Here is a 19,509-nt window from a genome sequence, read left to right as displayed (position 1 = left end):
GAGACCTATCCCCTATAGGGTAGTGAGTTTTGTTTTGACATAAAAATAAGAATATAAACTGTAATATCTATATAAAATACACCCATAGCCTTAAATTGCAGGCATATGGATGTATTTTTTTATTGATATTTTATAAAACTGCTTCAAACCCCAAATCATCCAACTCTTCCACTGCTTCTGCCACTTTGCTTTCTTCTACAGAAACTGTCTGATTTGCCAAATCCACCTCAAATGCAATCTTTGCTTCTGTCAATGCATTGCTGATTCTTTTGACACACATTTCACAGTGCATGTCCGCCACTTTCAATGTTTTCATACGCTCTTCTCCTCATTTCATTAGCTTTTTGATTGTTTTCACAAGGTCTACCACAACCTCGTCATTGCCATTTTGTATATCCTCCACCACGCAAGTTTGGATGTGATTCACCAGCAATTCTTCATTGAATGCATGAAGTGCTGATTGAATTGCAGAAACTTGTGTGAGAATATCGGTGCAATAGGCATCATCTGCCAACATTCTTTGGACACCACGCACTTGACCTTCAATACGTTTCAAGCGGTTATCCAATCGTTTGTATTCTACATCTGTTCTATGTTTTGTTTTGTTGCAACAATCACTCATATTTTCTTTCCTTTCAAACGAAGTGCATTTCCCACTACAAATAGAGAACTCATGCTCATGGCAAATCCACCAATCATTGGAGATAACAATATCCCAAATGGTACAAACAACACACCGGCTGCCACTGGAATACACAAACAATTGTAACAAAATGCCCAGAACAAGTTTTGCTTGATGTTTTCCATGGTTTTACGACTCAAATTGATTGCTTTTGGTACATCCATCAAATTGTCTTTCATCAAAATAATTTGTGCAGATTCAATTGCAATATCGCTACCACCACCTACTGCGCATCCAATATTTGCTTGTGCCAATGCTGGTGCATCGTTGATACCATCTCCAACCATCATGACTGTATGGTTTGCATCTTGGTATTTTTGTACCACTGCAGCTTTGTCTGTTGGCAAAACTTCTGCAATGACTTCATCCACACCCACTTCTTTTGCAATGCAATTGGCTGTATGTGCATTGTCTCCTGTGAGCATAATGGTCTTAATGTTCATTTTACGCAAAGTTGCAATGGCTTCTTTTGCTGTATCTTTTACCTGATCCACAACTGCAATGTATCCAATCAATGTATCTTCTATTGCAGCATACATCACAGTTTTTCCTGCATCACTCAAAGCATCTGTTTCTTCTGCTGAAATGTTTGCCCCCACTTGTTCCATCAATCTTCTATTGCCAATTGCCAAGGATTGTCCACTTTCCAATGTTGCAACAATACCCAAGCCATCTAGGTTTTCAAATGTTCCATCAAATGCATCTATGGACAGATTGCGGTTTGTTTCTTCTTCACAAATTGCTTTTGCCAATGGGTGACTGGATAGCTTTTCTACTGAAATCACAAGACTTAGGAATTCATCTTCTGACATGGTTTTGGATGCGACATCTGTGACAGTTGGTGTTCCACAAGTGATGGTTCCTGTTTTGTCGAAAATTGCAACATTCACTTTATGTGTATTTTCCAATGCTTCACCACTTCTGATGAGGATACCATTGCTGGCACCCAAACCAGTTCCTACTATAATAGAAGTTGGTGTTGCAAGCCCCAAAGAACATGGACAAGCGATCACCAAAATGGATGTGAATATTTTCAGTGCAAAGGACAATTCACTACCCAAAACCAACCAAATGATGGCTGAAACAGATGCAATACCAATGACCACTGGCACAAACACACCTGCTACACGATCTGCCAATTTGGAAATGGGTGCTTTTTTACCTTGGGCATCCTCCACAAAACGAACAATTTTTGCCAAAGTTGTATCTTCACCTTTTCTGGTCACTTGCACATATAATGCACCACTGACGGAGATACTACCGCCAATGACTTCGCTTTTTTCTTGTTTTTCCACTGGCAAACTTTCACCTGTGAGCATTGCTTCGTTGATGCTACCAGAACCTTTGATTACAACACCATCCAAAGGAACACTTTTACCTGCTTGCACCAAAACCACATCACCCACTTGGAGTTTATCTGTTGGTACTTCCCATTGCCCATTGTCGTCTACCAAAATTGCAGTATCTGGTGTGAGTTGCATGAGTTTTTCAATAGCACCCTTGGTTTTATCTTTGTTTTTACCTTCCATATATTTACCTACAGAAACCAAAGCCAAAACCATTGCAGCAGATTCATAATACAAACCATGAACTGCATGTGGTTTTGTGTCAATGAACAAGGTCATCACAAAGCTATAGATAAAAGATGTGGAAGCACTGATAGCAACCAAAGTATCCATATTGGGATTTCCATGGAATAAAGATGTAAACCCACTGATGAAGAAACGTTTTTCCAAGAATATGACCACCATTGTAATGAACAATTGGATGATTGCAAAGTTCACTGGATGTGCGTTCATAGAAAAAATTTCTGGTATTGGTAAATTTGCAAACCACATTTGACCCATAGAAATATACATCAAAATCGCAGATAGTGCAATGGATGCAATCAACGTCATTTTTTCATTGCGCAAAGCTTCTGATGTATCCACTTGTTTGGGTTCTTCTGTTTCTGTACGCAAATGTGCAGAAAAACCTGCTTTTTTGATTTTGTTGCAAATCATTTCTTCTGTAACCACAGCTTCATCATACACAATGGTCATACGATTCATTGGTAGGTTGACTTCACTGGTTTCTACACCATTTAGTTTTCTGGTGACACGTTCAATTGCACTGGAACAGGCAGCACAATGCATACCTTCTATATTGTAAACTTCTGTTTTCATAAAACACCTCTTTTCACAACGATTATATACCCCCACAGGGTATTTTGTCAATGTGAAATGTAGACAAAGTTAGTTTGGAATAACAATGTTGATGATACGGGCGCACACATAGGTACGCCCCTACAAATAGCAGATTCAAGTATTCATAATAGGTACCTTCATATATTTTCAGATTCAGGCATTCATACATAAGCATATCCCTACAATTCAGATGTATCTTTACAACACAAAAACAAGACAGAGGAAAAACCCCTGTCCTGCTTTTGTAGCTGTGTTACATATGTTTTGTTACACTCACAACGTATTTGATTTTATGCTTCTTCATCTTCTTTACGCAATTCCATAAAATGCATCAAAGCAGTTGCAACTTCTTCTCGAAGTGCTTCTTCTGTTGGAGTCAACAAATCTTTGTTTCCAAGGATTCCTTTGTCCACTGCCCAAAGCATTGCATTGTATGCATATGGTGTGATTTGGTCTACATCTGCATAGCCATTTAGGTTTGTATCTTCACTTACGGTAATATCCATACCTAAGAAGGTTGCGTAACGATATAGGAATGCTGCAAATTGTTCATAGGTAATTGCTTGATTTGGTACAAATTCTTCTGCACTATAGCCTGCAACCACACCTACCAATTGACCCCATCGAACTGCTTCTTCATAGTATTGACCAGCTGTAACATCTGTAAATGTCATTTCTGCATCCACAGGTTCGCTACCATTCAAACGATAGAGAATTGCTGCAATCATTGCACGTGTGATGGACAATTCGCCACCAAATTCAGTATCAGAAATACCTGCCATGATACCATTTTCGTATACATAAGCAATACCTTCTGCATTTTCATCGGTATCATCCACGTCTGTAAATGGTGTTTCAATTACTGTTGTTTCTTCGGTTACATCATCAGTAGTATCTTCGGTTACGTCTTCTTCATCATCAGAACTAGAAGAACCGCCACCGCCACCACCACCTCCTCCGTTTCCAGAGGAAGATTTGGTAAAGGTTGCTTCAATTTTAGCATCTGCCATCACATGTTCAAATGTATATGTTCTGACTGCACCAACACTTTGATCATTTACCTGAACATCAGTCAATGAATAACCAGAAGATGGTGTAATTGTAAAGGTTTGGTCTGCATCATACATAACAGAAACTTCTCCGCTTGGTGAAATACTACCACCTACACCTGCTGATGCTGTAATGGTGTATTCATTTGCGAGTCCAGTTTGAATGAACTTCGCTTCAATTGTATGGGCTTCTGTTACATCTGTAAATGTATATGTATTGAGTACACCCATTTCTTCGCCATCTACCCAAACACAAAGGATTTCATATCCAATATCAGGTACAATATCAAATCTTTGATCATCGCCAACTGCTACATAAGTATAACCTGCTGGTGTGATACTACCATTATCGCCTGCTGTTGCTTTGATGATAACAGAGCTTCCTTCTGTTACGGTATAAATTTCTTCCATCATAGCAGAAGATACACTATCTTTCATTGCAATTGCACGAATACGAGTGCCATTATCTGCATAGATTGCACCCAAGTATTCAGATGTTGTTGCACTGCCTACACTTGGTGCTGTTCCATCTGTTGTATAGTAGATGGTTGCTCCAGATTGTGCTGTCAAAACAACGCTTTGGTTTGCATCATAGATACCACCTGCTGGTGTTGCCACTGGTGCTTCTACGAAAACAGCTGTTGTTTCATAAATTGTGATTACGAAATCTTTTGTATATGCAGTTGCATCATCAGTACCTTTTGCCACTGATGCAGTTAAGGTGAATGCACCTGCATTTGTTACGTTGATTTTGGTTCCTGTCAAACTTGCACCTGCTGTACCTACATCTGACAAACTCCAAGTAATTGTTTTGTACGTTGCATTGGTTGGTGCAACAATTGCGTCCAAATCAGCTATTGTAAATGGTGCATCAGCAAGATTGATTGTGCTTTCTCCTGCCAAATAGATATTTGCAACACGTACCACTGGTCTTGTGATTGTGACTGTGTATGCTGTACCATCTGCATCTGTTACAATAACATCTACAGGTGTATCATTAGGTAAATCTACAGTAAGACCTGTATTGCTTGCTGTTTTAGTTCCAGCAGAAATGGTATAGTTTCCAAGCGCTTCTGCTGTTACAACTGCTGCTATTTGTGTTGCAGATACTGTTACTGTATAGTCTGTGATTGCTGTTGAGAATGCACTTGACCAAGCAGTTGCTCCTGTCACACCAATGTCAGTGATACAGTTGACAGAACCTGCTACTGCCACATCAAATGTAAATTCTTTGTGTGTAATGTTTGTACCATCAGAATATCCATTCAAAACGGTTGCTTTGAGTTTCACTGTACCAGCTTGCAATGCAGTCAAATGATATACACCACTTGTATCAATGCTCAAAGTTGCACCTGTTCCACCATCACTTATGATTTCCCAAACAACTTGAGATTCCGCTGTGTTTTCATTGCTTGCTCTTGCAAGTTCTGCAACAACTTCATCTGGTGTTACTGTGTTAGGTTCATCCGGGATGGGTGACCCATCCCCTACAGTGTCTTCATCCATTACAGGTTCGTCTGTTGTAGGTTCTTCTTTTGGTTCTTCTTGCTGGATGGGTGATTCATCCACTACAGAGTTTTCGTCTATTTCAGGTTCTTCTGCTGTAGGTTCATCTTCAATTGCAGGTTCATCCTCAATTAGAGATTCTTCTTCTATAACTTCTTCCAAAACAGCCAATTCTGCTGTTACAGCTTGTGTTGTTTCATAAATTGTAGTTGCTTTTGGAAGTTCCAAAGTATTACCTGCATCTACTGATTGATCGAAGTTATCCACTGTAGAATCCCAAGTTGTTGTTGGATCGTCTACCAATACTGCTGCTGTAATGGTGAAGTATTGTACATAATTCACGCCAGAACCCAAACCATCTGTAATGGTTGCTTTTACCACTGCTGTTTCAATGGTGGTTTCTGTCAAATTGCTTGCATTCAATTGGTCATTGCTATTGCTTCCAATGATACCAAGTTTTGTAAATGGTGTTACGGTGTCCCAAGTAATATTAGAGTTGGTTGCATTGGATGGTTCTACATCTGCTTCATCATCCAAAACAATCACATCCAAAATACCACCAACAGCTTCCACATAAGTTGGAATGCCACTGATATTGGTTACTGGAACAAATACTTCAGAAACTGTGATTGTAAAAGTATCTGTAAAATCAGAACCATCTGCTTTACCACCAACCACTGTTCCCGTCAATGTAATTCCACTCAAACTCCATTCAATTTCTTGCATGGTTGCATCCAAAGGCAATACATAACCCGCTTCTACAACATCACTCAAACTAGATACTGTTTGAGAACCTGTATACACGATATCTGTTACTGGTACAAATGGTGCTTTTACAATCAAATTGTATTGTTGTTGTACAGAATATCCCCATGTAGTGCTGGAAAGTTGTACCACAAATTCATATTTGCCTGCGGTTGTTGGTGTACCTGTGATTGCACCTGTATTTGCATCCAAAGTGATTCCATTTGGAAGTTCGCCACTGATTACAGTCCAAGTATAGGTATTATCAGGTCTTGTATCTGCCAAAGTTTCGCTATATCCTACATTTTGTTCGCCATCAGGCAATGTATCTGTGGAAATATTGGGCAATTTCACAAAGTATGCTTTTACATCATAGCTTTCATCCATACTGGAAATAATCATCATGGTTCCTGTTTCATCAGAAACATTGCCATTGATTGTCCATTGATACAAAGCATAGCCATCTGCTGGTGTTGCAGAAAAAATCACATTGCCATCTGCTGGTGACAAAATTTCGCCTCTTGTAATGTAATTTCCGTTTTGTGTGACAGAAACAGTACCAACTGTATCATCTTGATTGCCTGTGATTGCATTATATTCATCATATGTTACGGTTCTTTGGATCAATGAAGAATATACTGGTTTCAATATTACATCACTTACAATTGTCATTGTATAAGGATTCGTATTACCAGCAGTATCTTTCAATGCTTCATTCCAATACATAAATGTATATCCATCTGCAACGGTTGCTGTAAATGTCAGTTTTGTGCCATTTGCAACGTCTTTGATTTGATTTTCTGCATCCAACCACAAGGTTTCACCCGATTCATTTGTAATGGTCACATCACATTTGGTGCCTGTTTCCACTGTAATTGTGTGGGTTGTATCAGCTGTCAAAGCTTTGAAGTTTGCTGTAACAGTCACTGCTCCTGTTGGTGTATACACAAAGGTGCTACCATTCACATCCACTGTATATTCACTTTCTGGAATTACAGTTTCATATTCATCCAAAGGTTGTACTGTCCAGCTTTCCAAATAATAGCCAGATTCTGCCACTGCAACAAAGGTTACATCTCCTGAGGTCACTTCGCCAGAATTCAAGTTGTATCCTGCTACAGATGCAGAAATAGAACCCATATCTTCATCATTGACCTTAAATTTCACAGCATCTTCCAAAGGTGCAGTGATGAATTTATAGTCTGTATTGCCAACAGAAGTTTTTTCAATGGTCAATTCTGTTGTATATGGTACATCCGTTGAAGTTGTTTTTGTTTCTTCTGCAACCAATTGATTGGTATCTTCGTCAATGTATTCCAGAACACCAGTAATTTCATATCCTGTAATCATATAGCCAGTGTTTGCTTTTGCAGTGATGGTAAATTCTGTATCTTCTACATAGCTTCTGCCACTGATTGCATCTTGATTGACATCATAGATTGCAGATGATGTGACGGTGCCCACAGGTGAATCACTCAAAACAAACTCATAGTTTGCTTTTGTTGTGGTGCATTCCACTGTATTGGAATACAAACTATATGTAGCTGCTGTAGCGGATACACCGCTGGTATATTTTGTGCTGACCGCAAAGGTATAGTCTGTGTTGCTTTTGAGACCTTTGACCATCACTTGATTGACATCTGGGTCAATTGCATCTCCATTTGTCAATTTGGTGTATTCCTCTGTTTCTGCATCATAGGTGTAGATACCAATACCATCTGTTGTTGCGTCATTCAAATTGATGTATGCACCATCTTCATCTATCATCCAAATGATATAATCATCGTAATCACGTCCATTTTCACCATTGGTTGGTGCATCCCAAGAAAGTACTACAGATGCTTCTTCCACTTCCTCCACTGTCAAATCGCTGACTGGTGGTGGTGGTGAAGTCAAATTGGTCAGATAATATCCATAGAATGGTACATCATCCATATTGTTACACAAAGTTCTTTCCCATGTCATAAAGTCCCAATTGAACCCATAGGCATCCACAACATCTGTTGGAACACCCATTTCCATCAAACTTTCTTTGTCAATGCCTGCAACAGATGCTGCTGCAGAACTGCCATTGATGGTTGTAGTGGAGCTACCAGAACCACTCATGTAGTCCAAGCTGACAGTGCCACCACCCCATGCTTCTGCTACACCAATGCTACCGCCACCCATAATGGTTATGCTATAGTAGAATCCTTGAGAGGTTTCTTCACTTTCTGTAGAAGCAGATGTTTCAGACCAAGAAACTTCAGTAACAGCTCCTGTTTTATCCAAAGCATTTGTTGATTGTGATAAGCGTGTTCCACCTGTACCTCCTTCAAGAACAGAGCTGTAATATGCGTATGGATTGCCTTCGTTATCTGCTGGCAAATCCGAATCTGAAATTGGTTGCAAATAGCTATTTGTATCTACCGGATTATCTTCACTTGCTCCTGCATCCAATAACGCATTGTACTCTGTTACAAAAGCATTGTATTCTGCTTGTGAAAGTTGAATGTATGTAGGATCTTGTGGAATAGAAACACAATATTGTTCCGTTGCCCATGTGCCATCTTCATTCTTAATGTCATATTCATAAAGATAAATCAAAGTACGCATCAAAGCCACTGTATCATAAGCCTGTGCTGTGAAGGTTGTACTATATTCCACACCCAAACTTTCTTCAAAGGATTGACTCCACTCAAGATTATACCCCAATTCATACGCAACCTTTGCACCTGGAACTGCAGCTTCTAAATTACCACCGACACCAAAGGAAACAGTGTCACTGGAAGATGTGCTAAATTCATATCCTGTTGTGATGCCATAGCTTGTGGAACCACCATCGTAATCACTATGGGTACCCAATTCACCAAAGTATGGTGCTGCTTGCAAAACTGCTTTGACAGTAGGGTCAGAATAAATCCAACTGATGTTATTGAGTCTTGCTTCTACACCATCATTGTCCATATCCACTGCAATTGGAATATACGCCAAACCTTTTTGCCATTCAGCACTTTGATTCACATGGAAATATGGCGAATCATCAATGTCTAGAGAACTATACCCACTGAGTACCTCATCCTCAAAATCAGCAGTAACAATACCCATTTTATACGAATAATTATCCGTACTCGTCGTTTTCAAAGCAACGGTAAAGATAATCTGTTCCCTTGCCAATCCATTATCCCCAATAAAGGTACCCACTGCCATAGAATCAATAAACCCTGCATTGATTAAATGCGAACTAACCCCCTCATCAGAACTTTCAAAGTAATCAGGTGTATATACTGCTGTTGTTGACAAAGCCCCACCTGATACCGAATACAAAGAGCCACCTAGGAATACATATTCCCCAAAACCTACACCCTCAAGGGCAACACATGCAACAGATGTTTTGGGCTGCATATCTTCCTCTTCATCAATTCCATATTTATGGAATTCATTCATTTCCACACTTTGCAATGAGGTTCTGCTATATGCACCTTGTATACCTGGATTTGTGACTACGCAAACACCCCAATAATCATTACTCAACGAATCTACATTGTTGTAATATTCAGTTTCCGAAGGCATAGAATATTGATTGCTTTCATCTTTGGTTCTTGGTTCACTCCAGATACCTGCAATGACAAGGTCTTCTGTTCCATTGCCATCCACATCCCCTGATGTAATGCCTGGTGCATAGATTAAGTTATATCCATTGTGTCCATCTGTTGCTGTAGCAAAATCTTGCACTGCTTCATAATATGTACGACCAAAACCATTGTCGTTTTCCCAAACAGATAAATAAGTTCCATGCCAAGACATATATGCCGATGGCACTTCTGCTACATTTGTGCTGGCAACAATGGCAAGTTCGTCTTTGCCATCGTTATCAAAATCCCCTGCAATCAAATCACCAGAAATGGCATTTGTAATATCTCTATGATATTCATACCAAGCATCACTTGTTTCAAAGTTTTTTGCCATGTCAATATTATAAGTAGTAAATGGATGTATATCATCGCCATAAATACTTTGTTGCCATGTCAAATCATATCGTCCAGTGGTATCTCTGGTCAGTTTATATTCAGCAACAGGATAATTATAACCAGCTGCATATACAACGATGGTATCTGTGCCATCGCCATTGAAATCCCCCGCTGTAATGCTCAACATACCACTGGCTTCGTATTTATCCAAATCTTTGAAATCCAGTTCACGATAGTTTAGCTCTACTTCTGCACACCAAGAACCAGTGTAGGCTTCTTGCACCCACAACATAGGTTTGATGTAGTCATCGCTATCCATTTCAAAACCAACATATGCAACATAATTGTCACGTCCATTATCCGTTCCACCAATGAAATTCCCTGCAATCCCTTGTACATAGTCATAGGATTTTGTGGAAACTGAATTGATACCTGAAACTGTGGACATACCATTGAGTACGTCACTTCCACCATTTGCATTGTAGGAATAATCTTCATAAATATTTACGCCTGCATCATCTCCGCCATTGGAATAAATCAAAAGCTCATGTTCCGCAGACATCATAAAACTGTTTGTATTGCTAGAATATGGATTTTCTGTGGAATCTGCATCAAACCCATCTGGTACTGTGCTTTCCAAATTCAAAAATGAACTGGTTGTTGTTACTTCTTCGCTGTATTCCGTATCTGCAAAGGCAATTGTACTTGGCAATAGGCTCAATACCATGCTACACGCCAAGAACACTGTGAATAGTCTTTTCTTCATCTTTCATCCTCCTCCTTTTGTTCCCTAAGCCCCTTCTTTAATTGCTTTTTTTCTTGACTACGCATACATAAGCCCGTTAGTATGGCTGCCAAAACAAAGGTCAGTACTGCCACCAGTACATATCCACCTGCGTCAGTAAACAACATCGTAGCACCAAACATCCAACTTTCTTCACTATGATATTGTCCTCCGCTTCCAAGATAGGAGATGAGATACATCTCTTGTCCTACCAATACACAACACAAAACACTGAGTCTTGTAATCCATGCATTGCGTTGTTTTTCTTTCATTTTTCTTGCTGATACTTTGACCATGTCAATTCTCGTTTGTGTATCGTACATGACATCTCCCCTTTCTTTAGAATTCACCTTCTACTGTTTAGGTACAAAAAAAGCGAAAACTACGCAGTGGATTTGAAAAAAAGTTTTATATTTTTTGTTTTGATATGGGTTTTGTAGGAAATAGGTTGTTTTTTCGTTTTCAGGATGGGAAACCCATCCCCTACAGTGAATTTGAGGCATAATAAAAAGAGTGACTATGCAATCACTCTCATTTTGTTTCACTCTATTTTATTTATACCAATTAAACTTAACGAGACCTAATATATGTGAACATATCTTAATTATGTAGGGAATGCATTGTATGCATTCCACTTTCGGTACGCATACAATGCGTACCCTACAAGATATAAAAGCCCTTGTATCTTTAATTGGGACTTTTATTTTAATTTTACTTTTTTCAAAATCAAAGCTATCACAATGGTGAGTAGTGGCATCATTGTACCAACCACCTGCCAAATCCCTTCTACACTCATGAGCAAATTGTATTCTGCATGATAGGTAACAGCGATACAAAGCACACCAATGGTTCCCATAATCTTCAGCCAATTGTACTTCCAAGCAAACATCAAACCATACCCCATAATGGTACCACAGACAATGTGCATAGCCCCTGTTCCAAAACCACGCATCAAAAGATATTGCAGGTTATCTGTTCCATGTTCCACCAAATAGCAAATATTTTCAAAGGTTGCAAACCCAATTGCCACCATAAGCATTGCTGACAAAACTGCTTTGTTTTTTGGCTCAAACACCAGAAGATAGTACAAAATAGGGAACAACTTCATCAATTCTTCAATCAACGGTGCAATTTCCATTGTTGCTACAAGGATACTGGTCTGATATACTTGTGCAAAAAACAGATTGATATAGGCAGACAACAAGCAAGCAGTCATACCATACACCACAAAAATCAAAGACAGTCGTTGTTCTTTATGGGCACAAACACATGCAACCAAAAAAGGTGCAACCAAACAAAAATAAATATTTTCAAGGTAAATCATAATCCCAAGCCCCCTTTACCGCAGGAATTATGAGAGCAATGGTAAGTGTCAAAGAATTATCCACCCAATAATACGGGTTTGCCCAAGTATCTCCACTCCAAATACACTCAGTAAACCATAACATCCATTCTACCAAGACAAAGCAAATGCAGTATAGGTGCAAGCTTCGACCATATGGATTTCCAAACCGCAAATTTTGAACTGCTTTGGCAAAACAAATTGCAGTAGCACTCATGTACATGGCATTTGCAATGCCATCTCCGCCATCTATGGTAAAAAAAATCCAAAGACCACATGCCACAACATAAATTGGTATTGCAACAGGATAGAAATTTCCATCAAATATTTGTTTTCCACTATAGAATTCTATACAAAGCAAAAACAAAGGTGCCGCCATAAACGAAACCTCTGCCAAATAGAAAGCATCTGGTATTTGGGTGGTCATGAGTTGATGCGTTGTCCAATACATTGTTCCAAGCGCAAATGTATCAGAAAATCCAGCCATAAGGATATGTACTGGGCGTGCAGATTGCACTGCCAATATTGTCATCCAAATAGCAGAAACCAGACAAACACACATCTGAAGTGTATTTGTTGTCAGTTCAATTGTCATAATTTTCTTCCTCCAATTGTCTGGCTCTATTGTGCAACAACACACAAAGTATTGTGACAGATGCACCCAACAATGCCGAAATGATGCCTATGATTACATAGCTCAAAAAATGTGGATTTGCAAAGATACTGGCAGAAAATCCAACTGTACTGGAAACATAGGAATAATCCACAATCATAGTTGGAATTACAAGTGAACGCACTATTGTTGCACAAAAACAAAGACCGCAACTGGCTGCCATCACTCCATAAATCTGTTTTTTTTGTTGGCGTTGTTTCATGATTTTTGCTTCTTGAAACACAGCCTTCACACGTTCATCTGTACTACGCATTGGTAATTCCCTCCTGCTCCAATTTGATTTTCAGTGATTTTTTGCTACGATAAATCAAATCAGCAACTTGCTTTTCTCTTTTGCCCATAATTTGAGCCGCTTCTTTATGGCTCATACCTTCAAAATACACCAAATAGACCACTTCTCTATAGTCTGGTGACAAATTTTCCATACACTGGTGTAGGGTTTCGTATTTTTCTTTGGTATCCACAATGGAATCCACCAAAGTTTTTTCATCTGACAAGTCATGCAATTCATCCAACAAAACAGAAAATGTACGTTTCTTTTTTTGCAAGCTGCGAATTGCCATATGTCTAGCTGCTTTATACAAATATGCCTTCAAACCATTGTCACGCACATGTGGTCTTTTCATCACAAGGTATGCAAATGCTTCAATCATCAAGTCTTCTGCTTCTCCAAAATCTTTGGTATACCCATATATGTATAAGGTTAGAGGATTCCCCAATCGTTCCATCAAAACAGCAAATGCATCTTCATTTCCTGCCAAGAAACTTCTATACACCGCTTCATTTGAATCTTCCTTTGATATCACGCAAATCCCCCTTTCCCCAATATTAAGATTTATAAAAATACATAATCAGCTTATTCTAACACAAACTTGAAAAAATTGTCAATCCACGACAAAGGGAATTTTGTGTTTGTATGACGTATCCGCAATGAAATTCCAACCTTTTTTGTAGAATAAAAAAACGTCTGCCTTGTATTAAGACAAACGATTTTTATGGTCTATTCTTTATGACAAATATAGTGTTTTCATGGTTTCTATGCCTGTTTCGTAGTTGCTGCTGACAAAGGTACACGGAATCCAATTTCCAGGTGTCATACCAATATACAACACACCTTGATTTACTTCTGAAATATCAAAATAAATTACTTGGATCAATTCATTTCCACTTACACCAACTTGATACACACTACCTTCTACCACTTCCACAGAATCCAAATCCAAAGTACCTGAATAACATTCATATGCCAAGGAACCTGCCAAATAGCAATAGGTGCTTCCGTCTTTGTAGATGGCACTGACAGATGCTTCTGAAATTTGCATTGCATTGGTTACAGGGTCCCAAACACCAATGACAGAATCCAAAACCTCTGTTGGTGATAAACTGACTACGACTTCCGGTTCGTCAATGGGTTCTTCTATTTCTTCTTGCGGGAAGATACTATCTTCCCCTACAAGTTCAGCGTTTTCTTGCTGGAGGATGGTATCGTCTGCTACATCGATATCTTCCTGGAGGATACTATCCTCCCCTACATTTATGATTTGTTCCAAGGTGGTTTCTGCAGTGTTTTCTTCTGCATCCATTTCCACTATTTCTTGCTGGAGGATGATATCCTCCCCTACAAGTTCTTTGGTATCGTCAGCTACAATTTCATTTTTTTGATTGATTTTTACTACAATGACCATCGCTATCATAATCACTACAAGTGCAATATATACTGGTGTTCGATTTGCAGGTGGTTTTCTCATTTTCCCTTTCAAATCTGCACCACACATAGAACAAAACGCTTCCCCTTCTTTGAGTTTATTTCCGCATTGTTCACAAAAGTTCATTTTCATCACCTTTTTCTTTGTATTTTGACGGTTTCTTATACCTATTTTGAACTTACTCAAATAAATCAACAAAACATAAATGATTCCACTGATTGCCCAATACAATGGTGTATTTGCACCAAATGTCAAATATTGATAGGTTGGTAAAAATTGCAACACCATTCTTGCTTTTGGATAAAACAAAGTGAAATCAAACAATATTGGATGTGTGATACAAGTGCCCACCAATAAAAATGGAATCAATGCCACAAAAATTCCAATTGGTACCCATGCTGCAATTGCTGCAAAACACAAAACCAATGCAATCAACAACAACAATATTTTCAACATTTCTATTGCAAATGCAACTTCCATATTTCCAAGAATCATCGCCAATAATAGACTGATACCTGCTGCCAAAAATCCATATACATAGATAGGTAAAACAAAATGGAGGTTTGCTTTGAAACGCCCCAGATATGGTACAAATTGTTGGATTGCTTTTTGATTTTTCATGGAAAATACAGTGCTGGTACACACCAAAATCAACAGAAATACACATATGATGCCACGAATCACTTGCATCCATTGTCCATTTGTTTGAGTTGTTTCTCCTGTATTTGTGCCATAAATCAAGTCAATACCAAATGCATCTTCTGCAATCAAATGTTCTGCAATCCGTTCTTTGATTGCATCGCCATCTGCTACAATATCTCTACTTTCCACAATTCCTTCTGCAATAACAGGTGTCAGCAATTGGAACACTGCACCAGCAACCACTTCATTGATTTGGGTTGCAAATATATTATCTGGCAACTGAATCAGGTGCATTGTTTTCTTCATATCCACTTCCAAAATAGCATTGGAAAACGCAGCATCCACCACATATCCTTGCAACAAAGTGCCATCGATTACATCTGCAATCAACTCTTCTTCTGATGCCACAACCACAAATGAAAAGTCTTCTATTTCTGATAAGATTTCTGTTAGTTGTTGTTCATACACTCCATTTTCTGCGAAATACATACCCACAGAAATGGTGTTATCTTCTATGGAATCACTGGATAGTGCCAAAATTCCACATACCAAAACAGGTAGCAGTAAAAAACTCAACCATACCACCTTTGTTTTCATATATTCTCGTGAAAAAATTTGAAAAAACGTAAGTCCACTACCCATCGTTTACTCCTTATCCACAGTATCCATATACTTCCACAAATACCCAAACAACAGAAGGATTCCAAGCCCCACAAACCCATAAGAATACAACACTGTCTTTCCACCAACCAGTCCAACTGACAAAAGTTCACGCATTTGAACCAATGGTGTAAACCAAGCGATTTTTGTAATGATTTCTGGAATCCAAAGGGTTGGAATCACACCACCTGCCATAAACAAACAAATGGTATAGAACACAAAGTTCAATTGCATCACTGGAATTTGATGATTGATTTTGGTGAACCAAGCACATTGCAACAATACAAAAAACAATGCTGCAACCACAATAGACAACGTCAATTGGATGCTGAAACTGCCACCCAAAACAAACAACATTCCCGCAAATAACAATCCATATAACAATGCCAACAGTAACAGCTGGCTTATATAAAACAGCCTATACTTGAAATCCACTGCTTTGATGTGTGCCACAATTTTTTTATGTGTTTGTAAATTCAACTCTGGATAAAATAACGTTGTTGTCAAGAACAAGAAAAATATGCCAAAAGAAAGTATGTAGTGTTCCTGCAAAGAAAGATCTGGCACATAGTCCAAGGTTTCTTCTACATACATATCGTTGCGATTCAACAAAACCCTGATATAAGCCCAATTGGCATCCATCACCAAATCTGTATCTTCACCCGCTTCCAAACGTATGATATCCATTGCTGTATAAATTCCACTTTGGGTTTGTTGCATGGTTTTTTCTAGGGTATCCACCAAAACTTCCAGAACTCGTTGTTCCAGAAAACCTGTATCTGTTACATACACCAATGGCGATAAGTTGCTACCATACATGACACTTTCCATAAATCCATCTGGAAATACAATATATGCCAATGCTTCATTTCCATCTAATTTTGCAAAGCCATCTGCTTCTGTAAACACACGTTCCACATCAAATTGTGCCTGAATTTCATTGTTGCTCAACACCATACGCAACAAACTTTCCATTTCTTCCTTTGTGTCTTGGTTCTCCACCACAATGGGAATACGAAATGCATCTTGTTCCAATTTTTGTTCTGCAAAAAAAGCCACTGCTTGACAAAACACCAATGCCATTGTCAAAATCAGCATCAAAAGCAATATTCTATGTTTGATCTGTTTCCATGCAATTTGAAAGTACATATTGCTGACTCCTTTTGCTTGTATTTTGATATTTTTGGTATACCGGCAGGAGCAAACCCCTGCCCTACAATTAAAATATTGATTTTCGTATAATAGCGGTTGATTCATGAATCAACCCTACTGATATTTTTGATATATTACATTTTTATTTTAGAACATACCTGAGAACAATAGTTTCATGATGATGCTTTGTACTTCTTCTTCTGTCAAATCCAAAGCATTGACAAAGTCTGTTTTTTGTACAAACCAACCATCTGCAAGTTCTGCTTTTTCAATCAGAATTGTAATGGATTCATATCCTTCTTCATACGCAATTTCCACTGCATTTTCTTGGGTGGAATCCACAGTCAATGTAATGATTTCATCAACTACATTGAGTACAAAATTATCGTTATTTCCTGCAATGTCATATACCAAACTATACATTTCACCATTCAAGTCCATTTCTGCAAAGATAACATCCCCATCCAAAACCAACGCATAAGTATCTTCCAATACTTCACCTGTTGCAAATGTTCTAATAGAAGTTACACATTCCAAAACTTTACCTTCTACACCCAATTGCAATTCCCATGTATTGCCACTATTTTCTATATACATACGAGCAATCTTATCGTTATAGATATTGACAACAAAGTTCATTGCTTCCAAATTGCCAGAAATGGAGTCAAATCCCAACATGATTTCTGCAAATAACCCTTCCAACAATACAGTATCTTGCAAATCTGTGATGCCCAAATCCCCAATATATGCACCTTCTGTCAAAGCATAATTCACCAATTGACGATTGAGATATGTTACAACCGCTTCATCAGCAAGAATTTCTGCACACACTGTTTCCAAAATGGATTTCAAGTTTTCTGTATTCACTGTAATTCCATAAACATCTGTATCAATGCTATTATCTCCAATTTCAATGGTTTCAGCATCCAATTCTTCTACAGAACAAATGGTTATCATTTCTGGTAATACACCATTTATGATATCGGTAATACCATCAATTGCTGCATCTTGTTCTGCCAAAAATTCTTCAGCAGATGTATCCAAAATACCTACTGGTGATGTTTCATCCAAAAGTCCACGTGCTTTCATATCTTCTTCTAATGTTTCCAAATTCACACCATAAACATCATCCAACAAAGGCATTTCCAATGTCATATATTCTTTGGAAATCAAAATATCGCCACTAAAGCCCAATATACTTGGTGTCATCTGCAAAAGACCCGCTTCATTGTCCATTGCCATATCCACAGTCAGTCCAAAATCATACCCTTCATATGTACCTGCAATGGTGTATTGTCCTGTTGCGAAATCCTCCAAAAGTGCTACAATTGGCATTGCTTCTTTGATTTCATCCACTTCTGTGGTAATTGCATCTCCTGTAGCAAGAAATGCTTTTGCCACAACCACTTCTGGTGATGCAGAAACCATTGATTTTGCAAAAACCCCTGCCACTGCTACAATCAAAACCACCACCGCTACAATAATCACTTTTTTGGATATACCACCTTTTTTCTTTTCTTCTGGCATTTCTATAATGGCACTTTCTTCTATTGCTTCATTCACTTCTGTTGTTTCGATTTCTTCTATTTTATTTTCTTTTGCAATTACAGTTGCTTCTGTTTCCAATGCTTTGCCACAACTACCACAAAACTTTGCATTTGCATCGCCTTCATACCCACAATATTTACATTTCATTGATTTAACCTCCTAAAGTTTATCTACCATTTAGATACAATTGTTCTATTCCTTTTTTGCTATTCTCTGAAACATCTGTGGTTTCATAAGCAATTACACCATCTTGTAGCACCACCAAGCGATTGCAAATGGCTTCCACCTCTACAAAATTGTGGCTACAATAAAATAAAGTGATACTTTTTTCTTGTTTTAGATACGACAACACCGCTTCCACTGTTTTTGCATCCAATGCAGACAATGCTTCATCCATAATAATCATTTCTGGATGGTTCATAATGGCAATGGCAATGCTGACTTTCTTTTTCATACCACCAGACAAATTTTTGATTTTTTGATGCAACATAGGTTCTATGTTTAAAAATGCTGGTATCTCCTGTATCACTTTCTTTGGATTTTGCAAGCCATAAATGCCAATCCATAACTGCAAATTGTCTTTGACTGTCAAATCTTCCAACAGTTCCGCTTCTTGTGGAATGTAGGAAATTTTACGCCTCGTTTCCCTTGTAATGGGTGCACCACAAAACAGGATTTCGCCTGCATCTGCTGTTTGTACACCTGCCAAAATAGACATTAAGGTAGACTTCCCAGAACCATTGTCACCCAAAATGCCTAGACGTTCTCCTTTTTCCAAATGCAAAGAAACATCTTGTAATACGATATGATTTTGATATTGTTTTTTCAATCCTTTTATTTGCAACATATGTGTCACCATTCTTTCAAACAATCCAATATACTCCA

The 19,509-nt window shown here is 38.4% G+C and carries 13 protein-coding genes; all 13 read right to left on the bottom strand.

All coding sequences use genetic code 11. The features are described from left to right. Positions 1-130: 130 nt before the first annotated feature. Positions 131-316: a heavy-metal-associated domain-containing protein gene (locus MJY40_RS06435; RefSeq protein ID WP_317856169.1), complete on the bottom strand. Its 186-nt coding sequence runs from the start codon at positions 314-316 to the stop codon at positions 131-133. Positions 317-328: 12 nt separating this feature from the next. Further along, positions 329-622, bottom strand: a complete 294-nt coding sequence (locus tag MJY40_RS06430) for a metal-sensing transcriptional repressor (protein ID WP_317856168.1) — start codon at positions 620-622, stop codon at positions 329-331. Continuing rightward, positions 619-2,847: a heavy metal translocating P-type ATPase gene (locus MJY40_RS06425; RefSeq protein ID WP_317856167.1), complete on the bottom strand. Its 2,229-nt coding sequence runs from the start codon at positions 2,845-2,847 to the stop codon at positions 619-621. The genes MJY40_RS06430 and MJY40_RS06425 overlap by 4 nt, the downstream gene beginning before the upstream one ends. 311 nt (positions 2,848-3,158) lie before the next feature. Beyond that, on the bottom strand, positions 3,159-10,883 hold the full coding sequence (locus MJY40_RS06420) for an S-layer homology domain-containing protein (protein WP_317856166.1): 7,725 nt from the start codon (positions 10,881-10,883) through the stop codon (positions 3,159-3,161). Beyond that, positions 10,880-11,224: a hypothetical protein gene (locus MJY40_RS06415; RefSeq protein WP_317856165.1), complete on the bottom strand. Its 345-nt coding sequence runs from the start codon at positions 11,222-11,224 to the stop codon at positions 10,880-10,882. The genes MJY40_RS06420 and MJY40_RS06415 overlap by 4 nt, the downstream gene beginning before the upstream one ends. A gap of 377 nt (positions 11,225-11,601) precedes the next feature. After that, positions 11,602-12,225, bottom strand: a complete 624-nt coding sequence (locus MJY40_RS06410; protein WP_317856164.1) for a PrsW family glutamic-type intramembrane protease — start codon at positions 12,223-12,225, stop codon at positions 11,602-11,604. After that, complete coding sequence (locus MJY40_RS06405) at positions 12,212-12,838, bottom strand: hypothetical protein (protein WP_317856163.1); 627 nt, start codon at positions 12,836-12,838, stop codon at positions 12,212-12,214. The genes MJY40_RS06410 and MJY40_RS06405 overlap by 14 nt, the downstream gene beginning before the upstream one ends. Further along, a complete protein-coding gene (locus MJY40_RS06400; protein WP_317856162.1) occupies positions 12,828-13,169 on the bottom strand; it encodes a hypothetical protein in 342 nt (113 codons plus the stop codon). The genes MJY40_RS06405 and MJY40_RS06400 overlap by 11 nt, the downstream gene beginning before the upstream one ends. Beyond that, positions 13,162-13,722 carry an RNA polymerase sigma factor gene (locus tag MJY40_RS06395; protein WP_317856161.1) on the bottom strand — a complete coding sequence of 187 codons (561 nt, stop codon included), beginning with the start codon at positions 13,720-13,722 and terminating at the stop codon, positions 13,162-13,164. Before MJY40_RS06395 ends, MJY40_RS06400 begins: the two co-directional genes overlap by 8 nt. A gap of 201 nt (positions 13,723-13,923) precedes the next feature. After that, positions 13,924-15,840, bottom strand: a complete 1,917-nt coding sequence (locus tag MJY40_RS06390; RefSeq protein ID WP_317856160.1) for a zinc ribbon domain-containing protein — start codon at positions 15,838-15,840, stop codon at positions 13,924-13,926. Positions 15,841-15,909: 69 nt separating this feature from the next. Then, positions 15,910-17,073 (bottom strand): ABC transporter permease, encoded by a 1,164-nt coding sequence (locus MJY40_RS06385; RefSeq protein ID WP_317856159.1) that lies wholly within the window; start codon positions 17,071-17,073, stop codon positions 15,910-15,912. Positions 17,074-17,223: 150 nt separating this feature from the next. Next, positions 17,224-18,771: a zinc ribbon domain-containing protein gene (locus MJY40_RS06380; protein ID WP_317856158.1), complete on the bottom strand. Its 1,548-nt coding sequence runs from the start codon at positions 18,769-18,771 to the stop codon at positions 17,224-17,226. Positions 18,772-18,790: 19 nt separating this feature from the next. Further along, on the bottom strand, positions 18,791-19,495 hold the full coding sequence (locus MJY40_RS06375) for an ABC transporter ATP-binding protein (RefSeq protein WP_317856157.1): 705 nt from the start codon (positions 19,493-19,495) through the stop codon (positions 18,791-18,793). Positions 19,496-19,509: the final 14 nt, after the last annotated feature.

The sequence above is a fragment of the Chakrabartyella piscis genome, from assembly GCA_030067835.1.
Lineage (GTDB): Bacteria > Bacillota > Clostridia > Lachnospirales > Anaerotignaceae > Chakrabartyella > Chakrabartyella piscis.
The sequence above is the reverse complement of the archived record's forward strand: the minus strand, read 5'-3'. Positions and strand labels throughout refer to the sequence as shown.

What these genes read in the sequence shown, in the direction of transcription:
- MJY40_RS06435 (WP_317856169.1), bottom strand. Translation starts at nt 316, where the DNA reads ATGAAAACATTGAAAGTGGCGGACATGCACTGTGAAATGTGTGTCAAA.
- MJY40_RS06430 (WP_317856168.1), bottom strand. Translation starts at nt 622, where the DNA reads ATGAGTGATTGTTGCAACAAAACAAAACATAGAACAGATGTAGAATAC.
- MJY40_RS06425 (WP_317856167.1), bottom strand. Translation starts at nt 2,847, where the DNA reads ATGAAAACAGAAGTTTACAATATAGAAGGTATGCATTGTGCTGCCTGT.
- MJY40_RS06420 (WP_317856166.1), bottom strand. Translation starts at nt 10,883, where the DNA reads ATGAAGAAAAGACTATTCACAGTGTTCTTGGCGTGTAGCATGGTATTG.
- MJY40_RS06415 (WP_317856165.1), bottom strand. Translation starts at nt 11,224, where the DNA reads ATGTACGATACACAAACGAGAATTGACATGGTCAAAGTATCAGCAAGA.
- MJY40_RS06410 (WP_317856164.1), bottom strand. Translation starts at nt 12,225, where the DNA reads ATGATTTACCTTGAAAATATTTATTTTTGTTTGGTTGCACCTTTTTTG.
- MJY40_RS06405 (WP_317856163.1), bottom strand. Translation starts at nt 12,838, where the DNA reads ATGACAATTGAACTGACAACAAATACACTTCAGATGTGTGTTTGTCTG.
- MJY40_RS06400 (WP_317856162.1), bottom strand. Translation starts at nt 13,169, where the DNA reads ATGCGTAGTACAGATGAACGTGTGAAGGCTGTGTTTCAAGAAGCAAAA.
- MJY40_RS06385 (WP_317856159.1), bottom strand. Translation starts at nt 17,073, where the DNA reads ATGTACTTTCAAATTGCATGGAAACAGATCAAACATAGAATATTGCTT.
- MJY40_RS06380 (WP_317856158.1), bottom strand. Translation starts at nt 18,771, where the DNA reads ATGAAATGTAAATATTGTGGGTATGAAGGCGATGCAAATGCAAAGTTT.